Consider the following 25626-nt stretch of genomic DNA (forward strand, 5'->3'; position numbering starts at 1 on the left):
AAACGGCCCCTACCGGGGGGTTGTGCCCGGCTTGACGCCGACATGCAGGGCGACGGTCCGCATCATCAGGTACTGGTAGCGGACCGTCGCCAACCCGGCGCGCGTCATGATCGCGGCCAGTTCCTCGGCCGGAGGAAAGGCGCTGACGGAGGTGGGCAGGTAGCGGTAGGCATCGCGGTCGCCGCTGATGAGCCCGCCGATCAGGGGAACGAGGCGATCGAAGTACCAGCGGAAGAGGGTGCGCAGCACCGGCACGCGGAGCGGGGTCATCTCCAGGACCACCAACCGGCCGCCCGGCCGGAGCACGCGGGCCATCTCGACGACGGCGGCCTCGTAGTCGGGCATGTTCCGCAGGCCGAAGGCAACGGTGCAGGCGTCGAACGCGCCGTCCGGGAACGGGAGTGCCATCGCGTCAGCCTGGAGCAGACGAATCGACGCGCCGCGCCCGCGGATCTTGTCCGCGGCCAGTTCGAGCATCCCGCGGGAGAAGTCGGCGCCGACGACATGCGGGGCGCCCTGGCGCGCCAGCTCCAGTGCCAGGTCGGCGGTGCCGGTCGCCACGTCGAGCACCTGCCGGGCACCCCCGGCGACCGCCTCGCGGGCGGCCAGGCGCCGCCAGGCGACATCGCGCCCGAGGCTCATGAGCCGGTTCATCAAGTCGTAGCGCCGGACGATGCGATCGAACATCGCCCGGACCTCGGGCGGCTGCCGCAGCGCCCCACGTGCTCCGCGCCGTGGCGTCTCGGTTTCGGTCCCGGTCACGCCTCGCCTCCCCCTCATGCCTGCGCAGGTCCAGCACCGCGCGCCCGAACTGTGGCACGGAGACGATCCCCGCGGCAAGGCTTTCCGTCCAAGCAGTGGTCGCGACACGCTTTGGCGGGCGTGAGTCCGCCGCTCAGGCTGGGGCGTGATACCGAATGCAGGTGATTGCTTGTATTCGTGATGCTCCTATGTCAAGGGTTGGGGCTGGCGAGGTACGGCTGTCATCCTGAGCGGAACGAGGGATCTCATGTGGTGATGCTGAGCACCGGGGGCACGACCAACCGTTCGGTATCGGGGTGAGCCGGTCGATCGAGAGCTCGCGCGATATGTCGCCTGAAAGCGCCGAAGCGCGCCGCCGCTCTGGTTCACCACCGACCACACTGCCAAACTCAGCCACCGGCGGCGCGGTCCAGCTCGCGGGACGTCAGCGACGGTGCTGTGTACGCCTACGTCCGAGCGCGTTACCAGTAGCGCCGGCCGGCAGGAACCCGGGTTCCCGAGGACCCGTTCAGACCCGGCTCCCGGCCCCTGGTCACCGCCATCGCTCACGGGATATGTATCGTTGTAGCGGCCGGGACGAGCATCACCTCTCGGCCAGCCAGCTCCCCCGCGACGGTTCGCCCGCCTTCGGCACTACACCGCCATGGCGGCCTCGCGGCGCTCGGCTCGCTGCGCGGCCAGCGCGAGGGCGTGGTCCACGATGCGGCCCGGGATGTTCACGCCCGTGGTGTGGATGCTGTTGCGGAACTCCATCGTGGCGTTGACCTCGTTCACCAGGAGCCCACGGTCCGGGTCCTCGAACAGGTCGATCGCCAGCACCCCGCCGCCGACCGCGCGGGCGACTGCGCTGCACAGCTCGGCGATCTCCGGCGTGACCACGCAGTTGCTCGCCTCGGCACCCCGCGCGGTGTTGGTGATCCAGTGCCCGGAGCGGCGGTAGATGGCGCAGATCGTCTCGTCGCCGACGACGAAGGCGCGGATGTCCCGCCCCGGCTTGCGCACGTACTCCTGGATGTAGAAGGTGCCGTGGTGGAACGCCCCGAGAGACTCCTTGTGCTCCAGCAACGCCTCGGCCGCGGCACGGTTGTTGACCCTGGCCAGGAGCCGTCCCCAGGAGCCGACGGGCGGCTTGAGCACAACCGGGTAGCCCAGCGACTCGATCGCCTCCAACGCTGCCTCGGGCGTGTAGGCGACCAGCAGGCGCGGCTGCGGCAGCCCGGCGCAGGCGATCGCGGCCGAGGTGCGCAGCTTGTCGTTGCAGAGCGCCACTACCTCAGACCGGTTGAGCGTCGGGATGCCCCACCCTTCGGCGATCGCCAGGGTGTGCAGGGTCCGCTGCTGGCTGACGCTGCGCCCGATCACGACATCGTAGTCCCAGGGCTGGCCGGTGAGGTCGACCACAGCACGACGATCGTCGATACGGGCGACTTCGATGCCGCGGCGCGCGAACTCGGCGAAAAGCAGTCGCTCCTCAGCCCGCAGCGGGCCGTGGACGACCGCGACGCGTGGCGCCTGCGGCGCGTTGGGGATCGGTGAAGACATCGGTCCGTTCTCCTCTTCGGTCAGGTTCCGCTCCAAAGACGACAGACACGGGCAGCGCCGACGGTTTGCACCGCAGCGAGCGCCGGGCCTGTTTGGCTTTGGAGCCGGCGAGAACGGACCATGGTTTGAGGGCGTCCGAGGAGGACCCGGCGCGGCGCGCCGGCAGGAGAGCCACGGTGTTCCGGACGATGTTGTCCATGTGATCGCGCATCTCTGCCTCTCTCGGACGGGCCGGGACGCTCCCGGCATGGTACGAATACGAACTCGATCGACGGCGACACCGGCGAGGCGCGGGGAAACAAAAAACCGCCGCCCCGGCTGGGGACGAGCGGTGTCCGACTCGTGGTACCACCCCACTTCGCCGTGCCCTCGCGGGTCACGGCCTCAACCCGTGCCGATACCTCGACACGGCCGGTTCGCTAACGGGAACCGCTCCCGTCGCCGCCTACTAGGAGGGGCAGCGCCCGCTCCGTTGGGGGCGAGGCTCCGAGGGCTTCTTCGCCGGCATTCCCGATCCCGCTTCTCAGCGCCCGCGGTTCTCTGTCTCGTTCCTGCCGGTTACTCGTCCTCATCAACGCCGGTGCGCGCTCAGTTGTCCGCGGCAGACGGTAGCACAGGGGGCAGCGAGAATCAAGGGTGCTTCATGCGACCGCCATGCGTACGCTTCGTGGGTTGCTTGCTCTCACCGCCCGCAAGCTCTCGCGCCCCTACGAGGACCGACACCCCGCATCCTCACACAGCACTACAACCGGTGCGTGCACGGATGACCTCAGCGATCTCCAGAGCGATCTCATCTATGGTGTGCGCAGAGGAGGGAGTGCGCCGGGAAGAACACGGACACTTGAACGCACAGTACCGCGGAGGCCGTTCAGATCGACGGTAACGTACCAACGCCCCGACCGAGGGATCTGAAGGAGAACAGGCGAGCGCGTCACCAGACCACCAATGTACCGATGCCGTTGATGAGCCCGGTACCGACTGAAGTTGAGCGAGTCGAGAAGCCTGACATTTGCTGCACTGCCAGACAGGGTGACTTCGACGATCTCTCCTCGAGATCGGTGCCCGAGGTCGTAGTAGTTGAACCGCATAGACGCCAACCCCTTTCACGCCAGTCAACGTACGTACAGCTTACCAGAATGATACCACAACATGTAGTGTTATCAAGGATATGGGACAGCCATATCTTGTGACTCATAGTCACATCACCCAAACGACCAGGGTTGCTCTGAACATCATGTCCCACAGGTGCTGCAACAGCGGGATCGGCCCCGTCGCACTAGGGCAGCACGAAGAATGCTTCGTGGATCACGGGTTGCCTCTTGCTATGGGAGCTGTGCAGGGCTATCAGGGAGCGGTGCGATCTATGCAGTGCGCGAAACCACACGAAGAGGCGATCCCGGGCGGTCCCGTGAAGACCGCCCGGGATAACGCCCGCCTAGAAGCTGACCAGTGGGCTGCCGGTCAACTGTGAGACGGCGAAGTTGATGAAGAAGAAGCCGAAGAAGAGGACGTTGAGCATCAGGATCACGTAGGACCACCAGCGCATGCGGGCGGGGCCGGGCAGCTTGCTGTTCAGGTACATCAGCAAGAACGGGTAGATGAGCGCCCCCAGGTTCGCCATGTTGGCCGAGATCAGCACCAGCCCGACCGGCAGTGCCACGAAGAGGATGATGCCGATCACGACCGCCAGCACCGCCATGTACGGGTAGTAGAAGCGGCGCGGGTCGCCCGCAAGGAACTGGCGGAACCGCTCGCTGGTGCCGTAGAGTCCGTCGGCCACGTTGCGCACCAGGCCCTCGTAGATGCCGATCTGGGTGCTGAACAGGACGAAGAAGCCCATCAGCAGCGCCCAGTAGTAGAAGAATGAGCCGTAGTGGCGCGAGAGGACGTCGGCCGCGTAGGTCGGCATCGTCTCGCGGGTCGGCGCGGCCTCACCGGGCAGCCCGGCCAGGTGCGACACCAGCAACGTAGTTAGGAAGATGCCGATGAGCGCCCCGCCGAAGAAGACCACCCACTGGTCGAGCATCAGCAGGCGGAACCAGCGCTTCCAGCGCCGCTCGTTCTCCGGCGTGTCGGGGAAGGTCTTCCCGACTGGGGCGATTTCTTCCTGCCGGCCGCCGATCAGGCCGGAGATGAACCCGACCCGGTAGCCCATGCCGTAGCCGTGGTCGCGGTAGTAGTTCATCGCGTACCAGTTGAGGCCGGACGAGAGCGCGGTGTAGCCGACGATCCCGCCGATGACGGTCGCATCGACGCCGGACGGCGGTAGGGCGGGCGTGACCAGCCCCCGCAGGGCCGCGGCCCAGGTCGAGAAGGGCACGACAATCAGGTCCACGATGAGCAGGGTCACGACGATGAAGCCGACGATGACCCAGTTGACCAGCTCGAGCGTGCGGGCGATCTTGCGCCCAACGAGGGTGATCGCCAGCACCAGGAGCATCAGCCCGAAGGCCAGGAAGCGGGCGGTCGTGCGCTCGCTCGGGGTATCGACCAGATCGCCGGTGAAGAGCACATAGAGGCTCTCGCCTGCCCCGGCAGCCCAGCCGCCCCAGATGTTGGCCATGTAGAGGATCGCCAGTGAGATCGCCACCCAGAATATGGCGCCCGGAGCCACGCGCGCGAACCCCAGGATCGGCACCTCACCGGTGGCCATGATGTAGCGGCTGACCTCCATGTTGTAGAACGTCTGCAGGACAGCCGAGATCAGGATGATCCAACCAATGCCGACGAAACCGTAGGACGCCACGCCGAGGGGAGCCAGCAGCCACTCGCCACTACCGATCGAGATGCCGAGCGCGATCAGGCTCGGGCCGATGACATGGGTGATGGCCTGCTTCGGGCCGATGTGCGGAACTTTGAAGACCTCTTCCGGTTCAGGCAGGTCGTCAACGTCAAGCGGTGGCCTGGTATGGCCCAACGGATACCCCTTTGGGGAGGCAATGCTTGCCTCTTCGGCAATCGTCATACGCCACCTCCGGGTGATGTCAGAGCCATCAATCGAACGTCCCGGGAGTAGTCACATCCTGAGAACCGGGGTCAGAGGGATTGCCCCACGGCACACCGCAAGGGCACGGGGGAGGCCGACTGCGGTACGGCACCACCGCGTGAGCCACCGCAGGATCGGTCGCACGGGGTTGCCAGGGCACACGAAACTGGCGACCCCGAACCAGACGCGTCGTGGTCTCCACCATCGGCGCCACCGAACCCACTCATCGACAGGTGCGTAGCTGAATCCACTCTAGCACGCGCTCATGAACACCGCAACTCTGTGCATCCTGTCACATACGCGACGTACACGAATCTAACCGCGTGAACTGTCAGGTCCGGGGTCGCGCCGTTGCTACGGTTGGATAGGGTCGTAGACCACCTCGGTGACCGTGAGGTCGATGTAGGAGAAGTCCCCGTCCGGCAGCATCCAACTCGCTCGAGCCCGGACGGGGAGCATCAGGCCGCCGCGCTCGCCGTACTCCAGGGCCTCGGCCGACCAGGTCGTCAACTCCTGCCCCCCGTCGACGCTGCGGTAGCGTTGGGCGACGAAGCGGGTGAAGCGGCCCTCGTCGTCGAAGTGCATGGTCCCGCTGACGCGCTGACCGTGGTCGGTGAGCGTCACCCGGACCGACTGCGCATCCAGCGACTCGAAGGCGATCTGCTCCCCGAGGAACCCGGTGGGGAGCCAGATCAACTCGCTCAAGTAGCGCATGAGCGCGCCCTGGTCCATCTCCGGCCCGCCGGCATCGGCCACGGTGACGACCCCACCGGCCTTGATCAGCATGTGCCCCACGCCGTCCAGATACATGTCCCGGCCACGCGCGACAGGGAGCGGGCCAAGCCGCACGGTGCCGTCCCAGACGAACCCGGGTGGGCGCACCGAGAAATACTGCTGTGCGGTGAGGGGCATCCAGGGCTGGCCGGGGCTGAGCCGCATCCGTCCAGTCTGCTTCAGATGGACCGTGCCGGCCATCGGCTTGCCGACGATGCCGCTGTACGCGAGATAGCGCCGCACCGGCTCAGGGAGATCGCTCAGCATGGTGTCGGTGACCACCCCCGCCGGGACGGGCTCCGCGCGAGTCAGCAGCGCCGTGACGTCGCGGCGGACCATGCGCGTCATTCCGCGCTGGCCGAGCGTCACTGAGGCCGAACCAACAGCCAGCCCCACCACGACGGCGCCGGTTATCCATCTCAGGAGTGTTTTCATGGCGCGATCCTCCGCTCCGTCCTGGCAAATTCCTCCGGCGCCTCCCGACTGCGGCGCGACCGTGCGACCTGCCCCGCGCTCAGCCCGCACTGCCCGCGAGTAGGGGCAGCTCGGTGGCGATCTCCCGGGCCCAGGCACGGATCGCGTCCCAGTCCCGAAAATCGCCCTCCGGTGCCTTGACCATCCTCACGATGAGCCGCTCGCCGATGCCCAGTCCACGCATGTCCAGCTTGCCGGCAAAGATGCGGTGCCCGCGGGCCTGGGTCGCCTGGATCAGGTCGTCCAGGCCGGCAGGGTCGCCCGTCGGCTTCGGATCGTCGTGGCCCAGCGGCCCGCTGCAGAAGAGCCAGACCGGGATGGCCGCCAGCCGTGCGCGGTGTCGGGTGACGAACTGCCGGGCCTCAGGCAGCCACTTTCCCATGTAGACGGCACTGCCGAGGACTACCGCATCGTACGATTCCAGGCTGTCGACATCCTCCGCGGCACGCAGGTCGACGACGTCACCGGCGGCCCGCACCTCAGCGGCAATCACCTCGGCGATCTCGTACGTGCTGCCGTGCCGGCTCGCGACGGCGATCAAGACGCGCATGGTGGAACCTCCTGCCCCGTCGGCGCGCGGGCGATGGATTTGCCCGCCGCGCCGCGGCTGCCGTGCGCTCAAGACACGGGCCGCGCCCGGTGCGCGCCGGTCACGATGAGGTACAGCAGGGCACACTCCAGTACGATCTGGACACCCTTCGACACCAGCCCGCCAGCGGAGAAGAGCACCGCCGGCCGGTCCAGGTAGCTCGTGAGGAAGATGAGGATCACGATCGCGTTGATCACAGCGCCGACCACCCAGAGCCAGCGGCGCCGGATCAGGATCAGCAGCCCACCCAGCACGTAGCCGCCCGCGGCTGCGAAGATGATCCCGGCCGGGCGCTCGGACGCGGCAAGGTCGCCGACAGTCAGCACCTCCAGGCCGATCAGCACGTAGCACAGGGCAGCCACTAGAGCCATCCCCGCGGCAAGCCACAGAGCACGGTCGGCAGTCCCGGCCCGAGCGGCCCGCCCCTGTCGAAGAGCAACCATCGTGGACCTCCCAGTCCCAGCCGCACTCGCACGCGGCCCGTACAGGTCGAGCGTATCTGGAGGCGCATGACAGATGTGCGTGGGAAGCCACCCGGAAATTGCAGGGTTGCAACAGGGAGATGGCGGCACTTTACGCGGCAGGGCGCGAGCGTGGTCGCCAGTACCGGGGGACGGCCGCGGCCCGCTCCGACGCCCGAGCCTCCCGGGTTGTCATATGGCGCCGGTTGGAAGAACGCGACGGGAGCGGTGGCCTCGCCTCCGCTGCCGGTACCCCGCGCTGCGGTATCATGCGCGTAGTCTGGTCAAGCGCCCCGGGGGCGCGAGCCGCACGAGGAAACGGGGTGTTCCATGCCGGCACGCAGTAAGGAGTTCCAGCGGCGCCTGGACGCCGCTGTCCGCGATCCGAATCTCGCCGTCGCCCTGCGGCGCTCTCTCTCGACCTTCCGCGACCGCCGGGCTGGAGCCTTCGCCCCGCTCGACTTCCCCGCCATGCAGGCCGACCTGCGACGGCGCAAGGAGGACGCGATCGCGCGGCTGCCGGAGCTGATCGAGCAGTTCACCCGCGAGGCGGAGGCGGTCGGCGCGGTCGTCCACCTGGCCAAGACGCCGGAGGACGCCTGCCGCATCATCGCCGACATCGCGACCGAGCGCGGCGTGAAGCTGGCGGTCAAGAGCAAGTCGATGGCGACCGAGGAGATCCGCCTCAACCCGGCGCTGGAGGCGCGCGGTATCCGGGTCGTCGAGACGGACCTGGGCGAGTGGATCGTGCAACTGGCGGGCGACCACCCCTCCCACCTGATCGCCCCAGCGATCCACATCACGCGCGAGCAGGTCGCTGAACTCTTCTCGAAGGAGACGGGACAGGAAGTCTCGCCGGAGGTGCAGGCGCTGGTCGGTGTCGCACGGCAGCGACTGCGGCAGGCCTTCATCGACGCCGACATGGGCATCACCGGCGCCAACGCGGCCATCGCCGAAACCGGAACCATCGCCATCGTCACCAATGAGGGGAACGACCGGCTGGTCGCCACCCTCCCCCCGGTGCACGTCGCGGTCCTCGGGGTGGAGAAGATCGTGCCGACCATCGACGACGTGGCCGCCATGCTGAAGCTGCTGCCGCGCTCGGGCACGGCGCAGAAGATCACCAGTTATGTCTCCTTCATCACCGGCCCGAGCCGAACGGCGGACATCGAGCTGGTGACGGCCATGGGCGTGCACGGGCCGAAGGAGGTCCATATCGTCCTGCTGGACAACGGGCGGCTGGCGGCGCGCGAAGACCCGGAGCTGGTCGACACGCTCTACTGCATCCGGTGCGGCGCGTGCTCGAACGTCTGCCCGCCCTACCAGGTCGTGGGCGGTCACCTCTTCGGCCACATCTATACCGGGCCGATCGGCTTGCCGCTGACCGCGCTGCACCACGGCTTGGACGCCGCGGCCGACCCGCAGAGCCTCTGTGTCTCCTGCAATGCCTGCGAGCTGGTCTGCCCGGCGGGTATCCCGATCCCCCGGCTGATCCTGGAGGTGCGCAGCCGCGTCACGGAGTCAATGGGACTGCCCACGCCGAAGGAGCAGGTGATGGCGCGCTGGCAGCACCCCAAGCGGGGTGACCGTTGGGCGCGGGCAGCCGCGCGCGGGGCGGCGCTGGTGGCACGGGACGGCTATATCGAGCGCATCCCCTTCCAGGGGGAACTGACGCGGGACCGCCACCTGGTCGCCCCGGCACGCAAGCCGCTGCGCGACCGCGTCCGCCACCTGGCCGGGAACCGTGCACGTCAGCAACCGGCCCCGGAGCCCCGCTTTGCCGGCAGTCAGGCGGCCGGGCTGACGGTCGCCTATTTCCCGGGCTGCATGGTCGACCGGCTCATGCCGGAGATGGGCGAGGCCACCATCCAGGTGCTGGAAGCCTGCGGCTGCCGCGTCATCTTCCCGCCCGATCAGCACTGCTGCGGCCTGGTCGCGCTCAACATGGGCGACCGCCCGCGCGGGCGGGTCATGGCCGAGCAGACGGTTCGGGTGCTGGAGGAGGTCGAGGCCGACTGGATCGTGACCAACTCGACGAGCTGCTACGCAGCGATGGCGCAGGACTACCAGCACCTGTTCCGCGACGACCCGGAATGGCGAGAGCGGGCGGCACGACAGGCGGAGCGGCTGATCGACCTGACGACCTTCCTCGACCGTGTCGCACGGCTCGGCCCGCAGCAATGGACGGAGCCGGGACCGCGCGTCACCTACCACGATGCCTGCCAGTCGTACAACGCACTGGGCATCCGCGAGGCGCCGCGGCGGATCATCACCGAGGTGCTGGGTCTGGAGCTGGTCGAGATGCCCGAATCGAGCGTCTGCTGCGGGTTCGGCGGCTCTTTCTCGGTGGACTACCCGCAGGTGTCATCCGCCATCCTTGGGCGAAAGCTCGATAACGCGCTCTCGACCGACGCGCCGGTGGTCGTGGCCGACAACCCCGGCTGCCTGATGCAGATCCGTGGTGGCCTGCACGCCCGCCGCAGCCCGGTCCGCGCCCTGCACCTGGCGGAGTTGATCGCGGAGCGGCTGGGGATGTGATGCCCGTCCCGTGCCGGGCCTGCGGAGTGTTGCGAGTTCGACAGCCGTCCGCGTTTACGGACGCGGACGGCTGTCAGTACAATGACCTAGCATGGTAGCCTGGCGAGCGCGATCCGTCGCCGGTATGCTCCGCACGCCGGTGACCTGACTGCCTGCCAGGTGGAGGGAGGGGCGCGGCGTGGAGCCCGCCGCGTGGGACACTCAGCAAAGGAGAACGGGCCGCCATGGCGAGCAACGGCGATAGCCAGACAAAGTACCTGCTCTCGGAAGCGGAGATGCCGACTGCCTGGTACAACCTGCAGGCGGACCTGCCGAACCCGGCGCCGCCGCTGCACCCGGGCACGGGCCAGCCGATCGGGCCGGCTGATCTGGCGCCGCTCTTCCCGATGGCGCTGATCGAGCAGGAGGTCAGCACCGAGCGCTGGATCGAGATCCCGGAGGAGGTCCAGGCGGTTTATCGGCTCTGGCGGCCGACCCCGCTCTACCGGGCGCGCCGGCTGGAGAAGGCGCTCGGGACCCCCGCGCGGATCTTCTACAAGTACGAAGGCACGAGCCCGGCCGGGAGTCACAAGCCCAACACCGCCGTGGCCCAGGCGTACTACAACAAGCAAGAGGGCATCAAGCGGCTGACCACGGAGACCGGGGCCGGGCAGTGGGGCAGCGCGCTGGCGATGGCCTGCGCCTTCTTCGGCCTTGAGCTGAAGGTCTACATGGTCAAGGTCAGCTACGAGCAGAAGCCCTACCGCCGGGCGCTGATGGAAGCCTGGGGCGCCACCTGTGTCCCCAGCCCGAGCACCGACACCGAGTCGGGCCGGCGCATCCTCGCGGCCGATCCCAACTCGCGGGGGAGCCTGGGGATCGCGATCAGCGAGGCGGTGGAGGACGCCGCTTCCCGGGATGACACCCACTACTCGCTCGGCAGCGTGCTCAACCACGTGCTGCTGCACCAGACGGTGATCGGCCAGGAGGCGCAGAAGCAGCTCGCCATGGCCGACGCCGAGCCGGACATCATCATCGGCTGCGCCGGTGGCGGCTCGAACTTCGCCGGGCTGAGCTTCCCCTTCGTGCGCGAGAAGCTGCTGGGGAAGGAGATCCGGATCGTGGCGGTCGAGCCGGCCGCCTGCCCGACGCTGACCCGCGGCGTCTACGCCTACGACTTCGGCGACACCGGGCAGATGACGCCCCTGCTGAAGATGCACACGCTCGGCCACAGCTTCATGCCGGCAGCGATCCACGCCGGTGGGCTCCGCTACCACGGCATGGCGCCGTTGGTGAGCCTGCTCTACGAGCAGGGGTTGATCGAGGCGGTGGCCCTGCCGCAGACGAAGGTGTTCGAGGCGGCGGTGCAGTTCGCGCGGACCGAGGGGCTGGTCCCGGCGCCGGAGTCGGCCCACGCGGTGCGTGCGGCGATCGACGAGGCGCTGCGCTGCAAGGAGACCGGCGAGGCCAAGACGATCCTGTTCGGCCTGAGCGGCCACGGGAACTTCGACATGGCGGCCTACGAGGCCTATTTCGCGGGTCAACTGATGGACTACGCCCACCCCCAGGAGGAGATCGAAGCCGCGCTGGCCGGTCTGCCCGCGGTGGGGAACTAGTCCGCAAACTCCCCAGATACGAGCACTCGCGCCGGCTGACCGCCGTGTGGCGGTCAGCCGGCCGCACCCTGATCCCACGCCCATTCCGCCCTCCAACGACTAGTTCCTGTTCATTACGTAGCCACTAGACGTACTACTCAGACGACATGCCGTCGGTACGACAACCTGCTCAGCTACTAGACATTCCCGGAGCACCAAGCCGATTCGGCAATGATTGTCTTGACAGCGCAGCACAGCACTGCCTACAATCTCCGCGTCTGGCACAGGGCATCGTGACGCACACCACCGGGCCAAGGTCGGTACAGGTTAGTCCTTAAGCAGCGAGAAACGCAGCACAGCGGAGAACGCGGCGGTGACAACCGGGCATTCTGGCGGCGGTGCGTGGTTGCCCAACGCGCAGGCAGAGGAGGAGTCGGCCCCGGGGGCCAACGGGGGGTTTCCGGGCGTCCGGCGGGCGTCTGAGGAGGAGATGTGATGCAGAAGGGCTCCGAGGAACTTCGTCAGTTGTTGGCCGATGCACTGGCCGGGAAACAGAGCCGGCGCGAGATCCTGCGCCGGGCCGCGGCGATGGGGATCAGCGCTCCCGTCTTCGGCGCGCTCCTGGCTGCTTGCGGCGGTGGTGACGATACGTCGGATTCGGGCGGCTCCGGTGGCGGCAGCCAGACCACGCCGTCGACCGGGGGTGACACCACGCCGACGGCGTCGAGCGGTGACGGTGGCAGCTCGGGCGGCGATGGCGACATCCCCGAGGAAGTCGTCATCATGCAGGGCGTGGACGCCAACACGCTCGATCCGCTCCTGCGCAACGCCACGCCTGAGTTCAACATCAACGTCCACGTCTTCGACATGTTCACCAAGCGGAATCCGCAGACCCTGGAGGTCGAGCCGCACATCGTCACCGAGTGGAAGACGATCGACGACCTGACCTGGGAATTCAAGCTCGTCGAGGGCGCGACGTTCCACAACGGCGACCCGGTCAACGCCGACGCCGCGATCTACTCCTTCGAGCGCTGCGCCAAGGGCAAGATCGGGGAGCAGCCGGTCGTGCAGACCATTACCCGCCTCATCGGCTACGAGTCGGCCGAGAAGATCGACGACTACACCTTCCGGGTCAAGACCTCGAAGCCGGCGGCGATCTTCCCCGACCTGCTGACCTCCTTCGAGATCATCCCGCCGAGCGTGTACACCGACGCCGATGCGGACACCATCGCCAAGGTGCAGCGCGAGCCGGTCGGCTCCGGCCCGTACAAGCTGGTCGAGTGGGTCAAGGACGACCACATCACGCTGGAAGCCTACGAGAACTACTGGGGCCCGAAGCCCAAGGTCAAGCGGGTCATCTTCCGCCCGGTGCCCGAACTGTCGTCCCGGGTGGTGGCCCTGCAGAACGGCGAGGCCAACATCATCGTCAACGTGGCGCCCGATCTGGTGCCGCAGTTGGACGCGGGCGAGAACACTCGGGTGTCCCAGGTCACCGGCGGCCGCATCATCTTCATCGGTATCCGCTGCGACAAGCCGCCGTTTGACGATAAGCGCGTCCGCCAGGCGCTGAACTACGCGGTCGACTTCGACTCGATCCGAACCGCGCTCCTCAACGGCGCCGGCGAGCGGGCGGCGACGATCGTGAACCCGCCGCACCAGCACCCGGACCTCAAGCCCTACCCGTACGACCCGGAGCGGGCCCGCGCGCTCCTGCAGGAGGCTGGCGTCCCCGAGGGCTTCGAGGTGACGATGGACGCCCCGAACGGCCGCTACATCAAGGATGCGGAGATGGCCCAGGCCATCGCGCAGAACTTCCAGGATATCGGCCTGAATGTCAACCTCCGGGTCCTGGAGTGGTCGGTCTACGCCGGAGAGTTGCTGCCGTCGGGCAACCCCGACCCGCTCTTCTTCCTGGGTCTGGGCGCTCCGTTCAGCGGCGAGCAGGAGATCTTCTACGTCCACCCGGATTACTCGCTGAACTTCACCTACTGGCAGCATGACGAGTTCGTTGCCAAGTTCGCCGAGTTGAGCCAGACGATCGATTCGGACAAGCGGCAGCAACTCATGAACGAGCTGCAGGAGATCATTTACGACGAGTGCCCGTGGGTGCCGCTCTGGCACCAGGTGGACTTCTACGGGGTGACGAAGACCTTCCCGTGGGAGGCCCGGCCGGACGAGCGGATCTTCGTCGGCGACGTGGGCATCTAGCCAGCCTTCGGCGGAGAGTCCCGTGCCGCCGCACCGGCTTCGGCCGGTCTGGCGGCGCGGGCCATTCCAGGCTGCGACCGGGGTGTCGCACGATACGGGAAGTGAATCCCCATGGGACGTTTTATCATCCGACGTCTCCTCCAATCGATTCTCGTCGTCTTCGGCGTCACCTTGCTGGTCTTCGTGGTGCTGTTCAAGACCGGCGACCCGGTAATCCTGCTGGTGAGCCCCGACGCGACCAAGGAGGAGATCGAACAGGTCCGACGCGAACTGGGCTTCGACCGGCCCTGGTACGTGCAGTACGCCGACTTCATGACCGACGCGCTGCGGGGCGATTTCGGCATCTCGCTGCGCCAGAAGCAGCCGGTGTTCAAGCTCGTCGTGGAGCGCATCCCGGCAACACTCGAGCTTGCCATCGCAGCGTTCATCATCTCCATCGTTGTGGCGGTCCCGGTCGGCATCATCTCCGCCACCCAGCGCAACTCGATCTGGGACAACCTGAGCATGGGCTTCGCCCTCCTGGGCCAGTCGCTGCCGGTCTTCTTCCTCGGGGTGATGCTCATCTTCATCTTCGCCGGTCAACTCAAGGTGTTACCCAGCTACGGCCGTGGCGACGGAACGCTGGTGGGTGAACTCCGCCACCTGATCCTGCCCGCCGTGACGCTGGCGACCTTTACGCTGGCCCGCACCGCGCGACTGGTACGCTCCAGCCTGCTGGAGGTACTGGGCCTCGAATACGTCAAGACCGCGCGCGCCAAGGGATTGGCCGAGCGGGTCGTCATCCTGCGCCACGCATTGCAGAACGCGATGATCCCGGTCGTCACCGTGCTGGGCCTTGAGCTCGGCACGCTGCTGGGCGGCGCGGTGATCACCGAGACGGTATTCGCCTGGCCGGGAGTCGGCCGACTGGTCATCAACGCGATCCAACAGCGCGACTTCCCGGTGGTGGTCGGCGCGGTGACGCTGGTGGCCGTCATGTTTGTCGTGATCAACCTGGTGGTCGACGTGCTCTACGGCGTGATCGACCCACGGGTGCGCTACTCGTAGCGCGACCGCACGAGGCGGGGCGCTTGGGACTGGCAGCCCAAGGGACATGAGGGGTTTACGGGATGGCTAAGAGCGACGACGCAGTGGTCCAGGCCGGAAGCCGCGCGAGCGGCGGGGCGCTGACCGAGTTCGGGGCGGCACGGCCGACCCGGCGGCGAATGCCGCGTGCACTGCGCAGCCTGCTCCAGAACCGGCTAGCCGTCTTCGGCGCCCTGATGCTAGTGCTCGTCGTCATCGCGGCGATCGCGGCGCCGGTGCTCAGCGACCTGGACCCGCGCCGGGGCGAGATCCTGGCCAGCAAGAAGCCGCCGGCCTGGAGCAGCGGCGGTAGTTCGGAGTACCTGCTCGGCACCGACGCGCTCGGCCGCGACATCTACACCCGCATCCTCTACGGAGCACGCATCTCACTGGTCGTCGGTATCGTCGCGGTGCTGATCGCCGGAGCGATCGGCGTGACGCTGGGCCTGATTTCCGGCTACTACGGGGGCCGAATCGACGACATCATCATGCGCATCGCCGAGATCCAGCTCGCGGTGCCGTTCATCCTGTTCGCCATCGCCATCCTGGCGGTGTTAGGCCAGGGCCTGGACAAGATCATCATCACCCTCGGCGTGACCGGCTGGGTTACCTACGGCCGCGTCGTGCGCGGGCAGGTGTTGTCCTGGAAGCAAGCCGAGTTCGTCGAGGCGGCCCGCGCCATCGGCGCGCGCGACCTGGCGATCATGGTCAAGCACATCCTGCCCAACACCTTCGCCTCGATCATCGTCATCGCCAGCTTCGCCGTCGCCAGCACGATCCTGGCCGAGGCCTCCCTGTCGTTCCTCGGCCTCGGCGTGCCGCCGGATGTACCCACCTGGGGCGGGATGGTCGCCGCCGGGCGCGATTACATCCTCTCCGGCCAGTGGTGGATGTACACCTTCCCCGGCATCGCCATCATGCTGACGGTCCTGGGGATCAACACCGTCGGCGACTGGCTGCGCGACTACCTCGACCCACGGCTCAACGTCTAGCCGCCGTGGTCCTGCTCCGGGGCCATAGAGCCTAACCATTGAAATGAGGCGTATGCGGTCAGCCCGGGGGGTTATCCCCCGGGCTGATTACGCCAGGCGGTTGGGCGCGCGGCGCGGAAACGCCGGACGGCCACTCCGGATGCCGTCCGATGTCCGGGACGGTGATGTACGGATTTCGCGCCGTGGCACGTGCCCGGGGATGAACCCCCGGGCCGCGACGACGGGGCGAGAATCCCCACCAACCACGTCGGCGCCCTGCCTCCAAACATCCGCCGCACCCGTGGCGACCACCTTGCTGTCATCCCGGTGGCCGTGCTGGTCCGGGTGCGGTAGCGCGTTGCGCGGCGCGAGGGACGGCGTCGCGCACGGAGCCGGCGCGGGATCCACCATTTGGCGCACCGCACCTGACCGGTCGAGCCGGTCTGGACCTGATCCGAGGAACAGGTTGACACGCGGACACAAGCTGCTAGTATACGTACAGAACGCCTGTTCTGACCGTGGTGGTTGAGCAGCATCGTGCGGCCACACGCCCCACGCCACCGCACGACTGCCGACCGCACTAGCGCGCCGTGTTTGGAGCGACCTGCATGATGAACACGCACGCGGACGAGCGGGTGCGCACCATAGTCGACAACGTCTACCGCTCGGACGGGCGGCGCGTCTTCGCCACCCTCATCCGCCTGCTTGGCGACTTCGACCTCGCGGAAGATGCGCTACACGAAGCCTTCGCAGCGGCCGTGGAGCAGTGGCCGAGAGACGGCCTGCCGGCCAACCCCCGGGCCTGGCTGGTCTCCACCGGCCGGTTCAAAGCCATCGACGCCATGCGCCGCCGTGCCCGCTTCGACGCGTCACTGGCGGCCCTCGCTGAGCGTCTGGAGACGGTCGGCCGCGACCCCAGCGACTGGGACGACGACAACATCGAGGACGACCGGCTGCGACTGATCTTCACCTGCTGCCACCCCGCCCTGTCGCCCGAGGCGCAGGTAGCACTGACGCTGCGGGAGGTATGCGGGCTCACCACCGAGGAGATCGCGCACGCCTTCCTCACCACCCCCTCAACGCTCGCCCAGCGGATCGTGCGCGCCAAGCGGAAGATCCGCGACGCGCGCATCCCATATGTCGTGCCCTCGCGGGAAGAGCTGCCGGAGCGGCTCGATGCCGTCCTCCGCGTCATCTACCTGGTGTTCAACGAGGGGTACTCCGCCTCGTCGGGCCAGTCGCTCACCCGCGCCGACCTCTCGGGGGAGGCGATCCGCCTGGGGCGGCTGGTGTTCGAGCTCCTGCCGGAGCCGGAGGTGGCCGGTCTGCTCGCGCTGATGCTGCTGCAGGAGTCACGGCGCGCGGCACGGACCACGCCGACCGGCGACCTGATCCTGTTGGAAGACCAGGACCGCTCGCTCTGGAACCAGGAGCAGATCGCAGAGGGATTGGCGCTGGTAGATCGGGCGCTCGCGTCGCGCCGCTTCGGGCCGTACACCATTCAGGCCGCCATCGCCGCCGTCCACGCCCGCGCAGCCACACCCGACGCGACCGACTGGAACCAGATCGTCGGGTGGTATGACCTGCTGGCGCAGTTCGAGCCCTCGCCGGTCGTCGAGCTGAACCGAGCGGTGGCGGTGGCGATGCGAGACGGGCCGGAGGCAGGGCTGGCATTGATCGACGCCATCCTCGAGCGGGGCGACCTGACCGGTTACCATCTGGCCTACTCGGCACGCGCAGACCTGTGCCGCCGCCTGGGCCGGACAGCGGACGCCCGTGCCGCCTACGAGCAGGCCCTGGCCCTCACCCAGCAGGAACCCGAGCGGCGATTCCTGGAGCGGAGGCTACGCGAACTAGCCGGCTGAGACGGCACACGCGGGACTCGGCCGATTCCATCCGATCGGAGTCGATTTCGGCATCTGCCGAACGACGAGAGCGTGGGACGAGCCAGGCGCGGCGCTTGGAAACCGCCCCGGGAGCCTGGCCGGCATGCGGAAAGGGAGTCTGATGATTGCGTACGTTCATTCGGCCACCATCATCGTCAGCGATCAGGAAAAGGCGCTCGACTTCTACGTCAACACGCTCGGCTTCGAGAAGGTGTTCGACAATCAGCTCGACCCCAACATGCGCTTTGTCACGGTGGTCCCGCCGGGAGCGCAGACGCAGGTCGCGCTCGGGCTACCGTCCTGGTATGAGGATGGCCGCAAACCGGGTGGCTACACCGGTATCTCCCTGATCACCCGCGATATCGACGAGGCATACAAGACGCTGACCGAGCGCGGCGTGACCTTCACGAAGCCGCCTGAGATGATGCCCTGGGGACAGCGGGCGACCTGGTTCTCCGACCCCGACGGCAACCAATTCTTCCTGGTCGAGGAGTAGAGACCACGACAACGCCGGCCGGGGACTGGAGCGATTATCCGGTTCCCGGACTGTGAGGCATGCGATCCACGAGCGTAGACGGCGCACGGCGGTCAGCAAGATCAAGGCGATAGACGCCGCGTTTCTCATGTGACCGGCCCAGGCGGTCCGGGTGGTCCAGGCGCTGGCCCTGCTCGTGATCGGGAACTCGGACATTACCCGACCGGAGCACATGGCCGAGTTGTTCCGCCTGCTCGACGGCGTCTCCGGCGACAATGAGACACTGCCGACGGCCCACCTCGCAATCCTGCCCGGCACCTTACACATCTCGCCCATCTACCAGGTCGAGTGGCTCGCCTCGATGACCAACGCCTTCCTGGACGCGCCGATGCCCGAGAACGGACACAGGCGGTTCACGCCGGACCGAGGAGGCACAGCCTAACCATCGGGCATCGAGCTCCGCCCTCGAGGCTTGACCCCTTGACACTAGCACGATTGTTCTATACTGTACGTACAGGCGCCACCTGTCGAATCGGGTCCGGCTCGTTCGACTACGGTATGGGAGCAACAGCCGTGGTCAGTGGTATCGAGCGCTCAGGAAGGAGCCTTGGATGAGCGGAGTCCGTGTCCTTGTTGGGACACGCAAGGGAGCTTTCATTCTCACCGCGGACGGCAAACGTGATCGGTGGCAGGTTACCGGTCCCCTCTTTGGGGGCTGGGAGGTCTACCACATCAAAGGCTCACCCGCCGATCCGAACCGGATCTACGCCGCGCCGTCGCTGAGCTGGTTCGGCCAGCAGATCCAGCGCTCCGACGACGGCGGCGAGACGTGGGAGCCGGTCGGCAACGAGTTCGTCTACGACGGGGAGACCGGGACACACCAGTGGTACGACGGCACCCAGCATCCCTGGGAGTTCTCGCGGGTCTGGCACCTGGAGCCGTCGCTGACTGACCCCGACACGGTCTATGCCGGCGTGGAGGACGCCGCTCTGTTCCGCTCCACCGACGGCGGCCGGACCTGGCAGGAATTCCCCGGCCTGCGCTGCCACGATACCGGCCATCTCTGGCAACCCGGCGCCGGCGGCCTGTGCCTCCACACCATCCTGCTCGATCCCAGCAACCCCGAGCGTATTCTCGTGGCGATTTCGTCGGCGGGGGCCTTCCGGACCGACGACGGCGGCGGGACGTGGAAGCCGATCAACCGCGGCCTGCGCTCTGACTACATCCCCGATCCGGATGCCGAGGTCGGCCACTGCGTCCACCGGATTGCGATGCACCCGTCGCGGCCGAACGTGCTCTTCATGCAGAAGCACTGGGATGTGATGCGTAGCGACGATGCGGGCGAGTCGTGGCACGAAGTGAGCGGGAACCTCCCGAGCGACTTCGGCTTCCCGATCGAGGTCCACGCGCACGAGCCGGAGACGATCTACGTCGTCCCGATCACGAGCGACCATCAGCACTACCCGCCCGAGGGGAAGCTGCGGGTCTACCGAAGCCGCACCGGCGGGCATGAGTGGGAGCCCCTGACGAAGGGCCTGCCGCAGCAGAACTGCTACGTCAACGTGCTGCGCGATGCGATGGCCGTGGACCAGCTCGACCCCTGCGGCGTCTACTTCGGGACCACCGGCGGGCAGGTCTACGTGTCGGCCGACTCCGGCGACACCTGGATGCCGATCGTCGAGAACCTGCCGGCGGTCGTTTCGGTGGAAGTGCAGACCCTGCCATGATCCGTGTGGTGCTCCCGCCCCACTTGCAGATCCTGGCGCGGACGGGCCGCGAGGTGACGGTCGAGGTCGAGGGGCCGGTGACGCAGCGTGCGGTCCTCGACGCCCTGGAAGCCGCCTACCCGGTCCTGCGCGGCGCTATCCGCGACCACGTTACCAAGCGCCGCCGGCCCCTGGTGCGGTTCTTCGCGTGTGAGCAGGACCTGTCACACGACGATCCGGATGCGCCGCTCCCCGAGGCGGTGGCGTGCGGCGACGAGCCGTTCAGAATCGTCGGTGCCATCGCCGGCGGTTAGAGAAAGAAACGAGGGAGACCCGTGCGATACATGCTCCTCATCTACGGCAACGAGCAGGCGCTCAGCGACGACGAGCGGCAGGCCTGCTATCAGGAATCCACGGAGCTGGCACACCAGCTCGCGCGAGAAGGGCACTTCATCGCGACCGCGCCGCTGCATCCGACGTCCACGGCGACCAGCGTGCGCATCCGCGACGGCAAGCGGCTGGTGACCGACGGCCCGTTCGCCGAGACACACGAGCAACTGGGCGGCTTCTTCATGATCGAGGCCAACGACCTCGATGAGGCCATCGCCATCGCGGCGCGGATTCCGGGCGCGCGCTGGGGCACGGTCGAGATCCGACCCGTCATCGAGCTCCCCGGCCTGCCGGAGGAGAAGCGCTCGGCCGATCTCGACGCGCAGCCGACGCTGTAACCCATCGTCCTCGTGCCAGCACCACGAAAGGAGCTTCATCATGGCACATGGTGCGCGCGGCACAGGCGGAGACATTACGAGCGGGTACGCCCCCGTGAACGGCCTGCAGATGTACTACGAGATCCACGGCGCCGGGCAGCCGCTGGTCGTGCTGCACGGCGCCTACATGACGATCGAGCTCATGGGGGAGTACATCCCCGCGTTCGCGAGGACACGGCAGGTCATCGCGGTCGAACTCCAGGGGCACGGGCACACGGCGGACATCGACCGGCCGATCACGTACGAGTCCCTGGCGGACGACACGGCCGCGCTGCTGCGGTTTCTCGGGATCGACCAGGCCGATGTCTTCGGCTACAGCATGGGAGGCACCGCGGCCCTGCAGGTGGCGATCCGGCATCCGGCGCTGGTGCGCAAGCTGGTGTCCGTCTCGGGGTCCTTCAATACTGGCGGTCTCTACCACGAGGAGCTTGAAACCATCGAGCAGATGACGCCCGACTGGTTGGAGAGTACGCCCATGCGCGCGGCTTACGACCGCTCGTCGCCCCACCCGGAGGACTTCCCCACGCTGATGGCGAAGCTGAAGCAGTTGGATCTCACGCCGCAGGACTGGCCCGCCGAGGAGATCCAGGCGATCACCGCACCGACTATGATCGTCATCGGCGACTCCGACGGAACCCGTCCCGAGCACGCCGTGGAGATGTTCCGGCTACGGGGCGGCGGCGTGTTTGGCGACATCACCGGGCTCCCAGCAGCCCAACTCGTCGTCCTCCCCGGCACGATGCACCTGGGCATCCTCGACCGCGTCGGCTGGTTGGTGCCGATGGTCGAGGAGTTCCTCGACGCGCCCATGCCGGAGCAGGCGTGATCGACCAGGGGTCCGGCGCGCCCGGTGTCGATTTCGGACGTCCCCGAACGACTACCGAGCAAGGTGGCCCCTTCGCGCCACGGCCGGTAGAGGCGGCACCACGCCGAAGGCCGTGGCGGGCACGAGGGGACACGGCAGGCACCCGGGCGGACGCAGAGCCGCCCGGTGCGACGAGGATGCATGGTACGCCCACACGAGGGAGGATCACCATGGCGAGTCGCGGACCAGCGGCTGACCTGATGGTCGTGATCGACGACGCGCATCGGACCCCGGCGGCGTGGGAGGACACCCGCAGCACGCTGGAGGCGGCGCAGTGGTTCTGGCTGGCGACCGTGCGGCCGGACGGCCGACCGCACCTGGTACCCCTGCTCGCGATCTGGATGGACGATGCCCTGTACTTCGCCGCCAGCCCCAACTCGCGCAAGGGCCGGAACCTCGCCGACGATCCCCACTGCACCATCGCGACGCGGGAGCACGGCGTCGACCTCGTGATCGAAGGCGAAGCGGTGCGGGTGACGGACGAGGCTCGCCTCCACCGGCTCGCCGATGCATATGCGGACAAGTACGGATGGCAGGTCGAGGTGCGGGATGGCGCGCTCTACGGCGACGGGGCTCCCACTGCCGGCCCACCCCCGTACGCGGTCTACGCACTCACGCCGGCGACGGCCTTTGGGTTCCCGGCGGGCCAGCAGTTCCCGCCGACCCGATGGCGCTTCGCCAGCGGGAGCGACTAGCACGGGATCGCCTTACGAAGGGAGCACCCGATGGGACGCGTGTTTGCATCGATGTCCACGTCGATCGACGGCTACATCACCGGCCCGAACGATCGCCTCGAGATGCCCCTCGGAGAAGGCGGCGATCGGCTCCACGAGTGGCTCTACGATCTGGAAAGCTGGCGCAAGCCCCACGGCCTCGAAGGTGGGGAGGTCACCACAGACGGCGATCTGCTTGACGAGGCCATCCAGCGCACCGGCGCCGTGGTGATGGGCCGGCGCATGTTCGACTTCGCCGAGGGACCGTGGGGCGAAAACCCGCCCTTCCACGTGCCGGTCTTCGTGGTAACCCACCGCACGCGAGAGCCGCTGGTCAAAGAAGGCGGCACGACGTTCACCTTCGTTACCGACGGGATCGAGCCCGCCCTGGACCAGGCCCGCGCCGCCGCGGGCGACAAGGACGTGTCGATCGGCGGCGGAGCCAGCGTCATCCAGCAGTACCTGCGGGCCGGGCTCCTCGACGAGATCCACGTCACCCTGGTGCCGGTGCTGCTGGGGGGCGGGAAGCGGCTGTTCGACCATCTCGACGAGACGCCCATCGAGCTGGAGCGGACGCAGGTAGTCGCGTCGTCCGGCGTCACCCACCTCCAGTTCACCGTTGTGCGATGAGGGATATGCCGCCCCGGTCGCCCGCGCGGCGCCGGGGCGGATCGCTGTCACGAGAACTGTGTCGAGACACGAGGGAACCGAACGAATTGAGCGCGAAGACCGTGGCCCAGAAGCTCCTCATCAAGCCGGGGGCGACCGTCTGGTCGTCGCGCTCCGATCGGCTCCGGCTCATCGAGCCGCTGCCCGAGGGGGTGCGCACGGTGGGCGGGCTGGATGAGGCGACGACGGCGCTGATCTTCGCCGACGACGAAGCCTCGGTGCGGGCCATCCTCGCGGCGCACCAGGACCACCTGGCCAGCCCCGCGCACCTCTGTGTGGCCTTCCCCAAGGCGAACCGGACCGACATCAACCGCGACACGCTGTGGCCGATCCTGGCCGAAAACGGACTGCGCCCGATCACGCAGGTGGCGGTCGACGACGTCTGGTCGGCGCTCCGCTTCCGCCTGGGCAAGGAGGGCGAGGCGCAGTTCACAGGAGGGAACAAGTCCTGATGCACGCAGACGAGACGGCGGTCGACCTGCCGACCACGCTGGCCCAGCCGGCCCGACGCGCACTTCTGGGCGCCGGCTACACCCGGCTCGAGGATCTCACCCGGGTCACCGAGGACCAGCTTCTGCAACTCCATGGGATAGGCCCCAAGGCGCTGGCACAGCTCCGCGAGGCGCTGGCCGCCCGGGGCCTCGCATTCGCCGCCGATACCGACGACTAGCCGGTGGGGCCTCTTAATGAAGTTTGACGAATTGTCTTGGTACCCCGGAGCCGCCCCTGTCGCTCGTTCGCTGTCATCCTTCGCTGCGCCGGGGCCGGCTGGCCGCCGCCCCCGCTCCGCTCAGGATGACCGCAGGAGAGTCGCGGGCTGCTGGCGGGTTTACGGGGTTAGTTCGACAAAGGTCATAGACAGGCCCCACCGGCATCGCTGCCCGCACATGACGGAAGGAGCAACCAGTGACGCGTGTTCCCGCGCGGATCACCGCGGCGGTTGACCTGCTCCGGATCCACCCAGGTGACACCATCCTGGAGATCGGCTGCGGCAACGGAACGGCCGCTGCTCTGATCTGCGAGCGACTGGGCGACGGCCGGCTGGTCGCCATCGATCGGTCGGAGACACAGATCCGCCGGGCACGCGAGCGCAACCGTGCGCACCTCGCATCCGGCACCTTGACGCTGCATGTCATGGCGCTGGAGAGCGCCATCCTCCCCGAGGCGCCGTTCGACACCATCTTCGCCATCAACGTCAACTGCTTCTGGCTGCGCGCCGACGAACCGCTAGCCGCGGTCCGGCGTCTGCTCAAGCCCGACGGTATGTTTTATGTCTTCTATGAGCACCCAACAGCGGCCAAGATGCGCGACGTGGCGGCGGTCCTTCGGACCAACCTCGTCCGCGCGGGTCTGACGATCCGCGACGAGACGGCGACCGGCCCGGTCTACGCGCTGGCGAGCACCCTCACCGCCCACGAGTGCACTGATATGGCGGCCATCCCCGAAGCAACCCGCGAGCCGGATTTCCCGCGATCGGTCGCCCAACATGTCGATTTCAGCGCCCTCCGTTCGACCAATAGATGGAGGCAACGAGAGACGGCCCTGTGCCGCAGGTAGGGCCCCGCCAGTGTGGGGCGGGGCTACGAGAGAGGAATGGCAATGCGGTTCATGATCCTGGTTCGGGCCAACGATGAGACCGAAGGGGGAGTCCTCCCGACGGAAGAGGACATCGCCGCGATGACGAAGTTCAACGAGGCGATGGTGGATGCGGGCATCCTGCTGGCGGGAGAGGGACTCCACCCCAGCTCCAACAGTGCGCGCGTCCGGTTCTCCCGGGGGGAGACGACCGTCATCGACGGCCCCTTCCCGACCAAGGAGGTGATCGCAGGCTTCTGGATCATCCAGGTCGGGTCGAAGGAAGAGGCCATCGAGTGGGCCAAGCGCTGCCCCGCCCGGCCCGACGAGGAGATCGAGCTGGAGATCCGGCAGATCTACGACGCAGACGACTTCGGTGAGGCGCTCACGCCCGAGCTGCGCGCGGCCGAGGAGCGTATGATCCAGCGCATCGCTGAGCAGCACGGCTGATTCCCGGCGCCCATCAGCACCAAGTTTGCACCGGGTGACCAGCGACAGGCGGACGACCTCCGAGCAATTTACCCCGCCTGTCGCGGAACCCGGACAGAAACCGGTCAGTAGTGCGAGTCGTCGTGTTGGAGTCATGAAGGGAGAGGCCCATGAAGTTCACTCCGTACCTCAACTTCAACGGCACCTGCGCCGAGGCATTCCGGTTCTACGCCGAACTGCTCGGCGGTGAGATCGTCGAGTCCACGACCTTCGGGGAGACGCCGGCTGCGGCGCACGTCCCCGCCGACTTCCAGGACCGCGTCATGCACGCCGTGCTGGCGGTGGGCGATCAAACCATCTTCGGGTCCGACGCACCATCGGCGAACTACGCCAAGCCGCAGGGCGCCTACGTGGCACTCCAGGTCGATAGCCCGGCTGAGGCCGAACGGATCTATCAGGCACTGGCCGAGGGCGGCACGGTGGAGATGCCGCTCGCGGAGACCTTCTGGGCGGCCCGCTTCGGCATGCTGGTCGATCGCTACGGCACGCCCTGGATGATCAATTGCCCACCGCAACAGTAACGCTTCGGAGTCGAAC

General features: G+C 67.6%; 25 protein-coding genes and 1 pseudogene. 19 read left to right on the plus strand and 7 right to left on the minus strand.

What is annotated here, in order from left to right:
• Positions 1 to 9: 9 nt before the first annotated feature.
• The 7 genes and pseudogenes from ubiE to STHE_RS14770 form a co-directional block, all read right to left on the minus strand.
• A complete protein-coding gene (gene ubiE / locus STHE_RS14745) occupies positions 10 to 762 on the minus strand; it encodes a bifunctional demethylmenaquinone methyltransferase/2-methoxy-6-polyprenyl-1,4-benzoquinol methylase UbiE (RefSeq protein WP_012873382.1) in 753 nt (250 codons plus the stop codon).
• Positions 763 to 1395: 633 nt separating this feature from the next.
• Positions 1396 to 2304 (minus strand): lysine biosynthesis protein LysX, encoded by a 909-nt coding sequence (lysX, locus tag STHE_RS14750; RefSeq protein WP_012873383.1) that lies wholly within the window; start codon positions 2302 to 2304, stop codon positions 1396 to 1398.
• Between the two features lie 803 nt (positions 2305 to 3107).
• Positions 3108 to 3392, minus strand: a pseudogene (locus STHE_RS19620) (DUF1883 domain-containing protein); the annotation flags it as partial.
• 347 nt (positions 3393 to 3739) lie between these two features.
• Positions 3740 to 5221, minus strand: coding sequence for an Nramp family divalent metal transporter (locus tag STHE_RS14755; RefSeq protein ID WP_217155954.1), 1482 nt, complete (start codon positions 5219 to 5221; stop codon positions 3740 to 3742).
• Positions 5222 to 5644: 423 nt separating this feature from the next.
• The gene (locus STHE_RS14760) at positions 5645 to 6499 is read right to left on the minus strand and encodes a DUF6544 family protein (RefSeq protein ID WP_012873385.1); all 855 of its coding nucleotides are present in this window, start codon (positions 6497 to 6499) and stop codon (positions 5645 to 5647) included.
• Positions 6500 to 6578: 79 nt separating this feature from the next.
• A complete protein-coding gene (locus STHE_RS14765) occupies positions 6579 to 7088 on the minus strand; it encodes a flavodoxin domain-containing protein (RefSeq protein ID WP_012873386.1) in 510 nt (169 codons plus the stop codon).
• Positions 7089 to 7156: 68 nt separating this feature from the next.
• Positions 7157 to 7570, minus strand: coding sequence for a hypothetical protein (locus STHE_RS14770; protein WP_012873387.1), 414 nt, complete (start codon positions 7568 to 7570; stop codon positions 7157 to 7159).
• 348 nt (positions 7571 to 7918) lie between these two features.
• Here STHE_RS14770 and STHE_RS14775 point away from each other — a divergent pair, with 348 nt between their 5' ends.
• The 19 genes from STHE_RS14775 to STHE_RS14865 all read left to right on the plus strand — a co-directional run bounded on the left by STHE_RS14775 (position 7919) and on the right by STHE_RS14865 (position 25610).
• Positions 7919 to 10126 (plus strand): LUD domain-containing protein, encoded by a 2208-nt coding sequence (locus tag STHE_RS14775; RefSeq protein ID WP_012873388.1) that lies wholly within the window; start codon positions 7919 to 7921, stop codon positions 10124 to 10126.
• 224 nt (positions 10127 to 10350) lie between these two features.
• Complete coding sequence (locus tag STHE_RS14780) at positions 10351 to 11721, plus strand: TrpB-like pyridoxal phosphate-dependent enzyme (RefSeq protein WP_012873389.1); 1371 nt, start codon at positions 10351 to 10353, stop codon at positions 11719 to 11721.
• A 474-nt stretch (positions 11722 to 12195) separates the two neighbouring features.
• The gene (locus tag STHE_RS14785; RefSeq protein ID WP_012873391.1) at positions 12196 to 13908 is read left to right on the plus strand and encodes an ABC transporter substrate-binding protein; all 1713 of its coding nucleotides are present in this window, start codon (positions 12196 to 12198) and stop codon (positions 13906 to 13908) included.
• A 111-nt stretch (positions 13909 to 14019) separates the two neighbouring features.
• Entirely contained in the window at positions 14020 to 14955 is a 936-nt protein-coding gene (locus STHE_RS14790) for an ABC transporter permease (RefSeq protein WP_012873392.1), read from the plus strand.
• Between the two features lie 62 nt (positions 14956 to 15017).
• Complete coding sequence (locus STHE_RS14795) at positions 15018 to 15965, plus strand: ABC transporter permease (protein ID WP_012873393.1); 948 nt, start codon at positions 15018 to 15020, stop codon at positions 15963 to 15965.
• A gap of 587 nt (positions 15966 to 16552) precedes the next feature.
• The gene (locus STHE_RS14800) at positions 16553 to 17809 is read left to right on the plus strand and encodes an RNA polymerase sigma factor (RefSeq protein WP_012873394.1); all 1257 of its coding nucleotides are present in this window, start codon (positions 16553 to 16555) and stop codon (positions 17807 to 17809) included.
• A gap of 142 nt (positions 17810 to 17951) precedes the next feature.
• Positions 17952 to 18326, plus strand: coding sequence for a VOC family protein (locus tag STHE_RS14805; protein WP_041400416.1), 375 nt, complete (start codon positions 17952 to 17954; stop codon positions 18324 to 18326).
• 151 nt (positions 18327 to 18477) lie between these two features.
• Positions 18478 to 18747, plus strand: coding sequence for a hypothetical protein (locus STHE_RS14810; protein WP_012873396.1), 270 nt, complete (start codon positions 18478 to 18480; stop codon positions 18745 to 18747).
• 169 nt (positions 18748 to 18916) lie between these two features.
• Complete coding sequence (locus STHE_RS14815) at positions 18917 to 20032, plus strand: WD40/YVTN/BNR-like repeat-containing protein (RefSeq protein WP_012873397.1); 1116 nt, start codon at positions 18917 to 18919, stop codon at positions 20030 to 20032.
• The gene (locus STHE_RS14820; RefSeq protein WP_012873398.1) at positions 20029 to 20325 is read left to right on the plus strand and encodes a MoaD/ThiS family protein; all 297 of its coding nucleotides are present in this window, start codon (positions 20029 to 20031) and stop codon (positions 20323 to 20325) included. The genes STHE_RS14815 and STHE_RS14820 overlap by 4 nt, the downstream gene beginning before the upstream one ends.
• A 21-nt stretch (positions 20326 to 20346) precedes the next feature.
• Positions 20347 to 20739, plus strand: coding sequence for a YciI family protein (locus STHE_RS14825; RefSeq protein ID WP_012873399.1), 393 nt, complete (start codon positions 20347 to 20349; stop codon positions 20737 to 20739).
• 40 nt (positions 20740 to 20779) lie between these two features.
• The gene (locus tag STHE_RS14830; RefSeq protein ID WP_012873400.1) at positions 20780 to 21604 is read left to right on the plus strand and encodes an alpha/beta fold hydrolase; all 825 of its coding nucleotides are present in this window, start codon (positions 20780 to 20782) and stop codon (positions 21602 to 21604) included.
• 209 nt (positions 21605 to 21813) lie between these two features.
• Complete coding sequence (locus tag STHE_RS14835) at positions 21814 to 22338, plus strand: pyridoxamine 5'-phosphate oxidase family protein (RefSeq protein WP_012873401.1); 525 nt, start codon at positions 21814 to 21816, stop codon at positions 22336 to 22338.
• Positions 22339 to 22368: 30 nt separating this feature from the next.
• Positions 22369 to 22986, plus strand: coding sequence for a dihydrofolate reductase family protein (locus STHE_RS14840; RefSeq protein ID WP_012873402.1), 618 nt, complete (start codon positions 22369 to 22371; stop codon positions 22984 to 22986).
• Between the two features lie 86 nt (positions 22987 to 23072).
• Positions 23073 to 23477 (plus strand): hypothetical protein, encoded by a 405-nt coding sequence (locus tag STHE_RS14845; protein ID WP_041400419.1) that lies wholly within the window; start codon positions 23073 to 23075, stop codon positions 23475 to 23477.
• Positions 23477 to 23695 carry a helix-hairpin-helix domain-containing protein gene (locus STHE_RS14850; RefSeq protein ID WP_012873404.1) on the plus strand — a complete coding sequence of 73 codons (219 nt, stop codon included), beginning with the start codon at positions 23477 to 23479 and terminating at the stop codon, positions 23693 to 23695. Before STHE_RS14845 ends, STHE_RS14850 begins: the two co-directional genes overlap by 1 nt.
• A gap of 236 nt (positions 23696 to 23931) precedes the next feature.
• Positions 23932 to 24582, plus strand: coding sequence for a class I SAM-dependent methyltransferase (locus STHE_RS18230; protein WP_012873405.1), 651 nt, complete (start codon positions 23932 to 23934; stop codon positions 24580 to 24582).
• 42 nt (positions 24583 to 24624) lie between these two features.
• Entirely contained in the window at positions 24625 to 25050 is a 426-nt protein-coding gene (locus tag STHE_RS14860; RefSeq protein ID WP_012873406.1) for a YciI family protein, read from the plus strand.
• 149 nt (positions 25051 to 25199) lie between these two features.
• Positions 25200 to 25610 carry a VOC family protein gene (locus STHE_RS14865; protein ID WP_012873407.1) on the plus strand — a complete coding sequence of 137 codons (411 nt, stop codon included), beginning with the start codon at positions 25200 to 25202 and terminating at the stop codon, positions 25608 to 25610.
• Positions 25611 to 25626: the final 16 nt, after the last annotated feature.

The organism is Sphaerobacter thermophilus DSM 20745 (assembly GCF_000024985.1).
In the GTDB taxonomy this organism is placed as follows: Bacteria; Chloroflexota; Chloroflexia; order Thermomicrobiales; family Thermomicrobiaceae; genus Sphaerobacter; species Sphaerobacter thermophilus.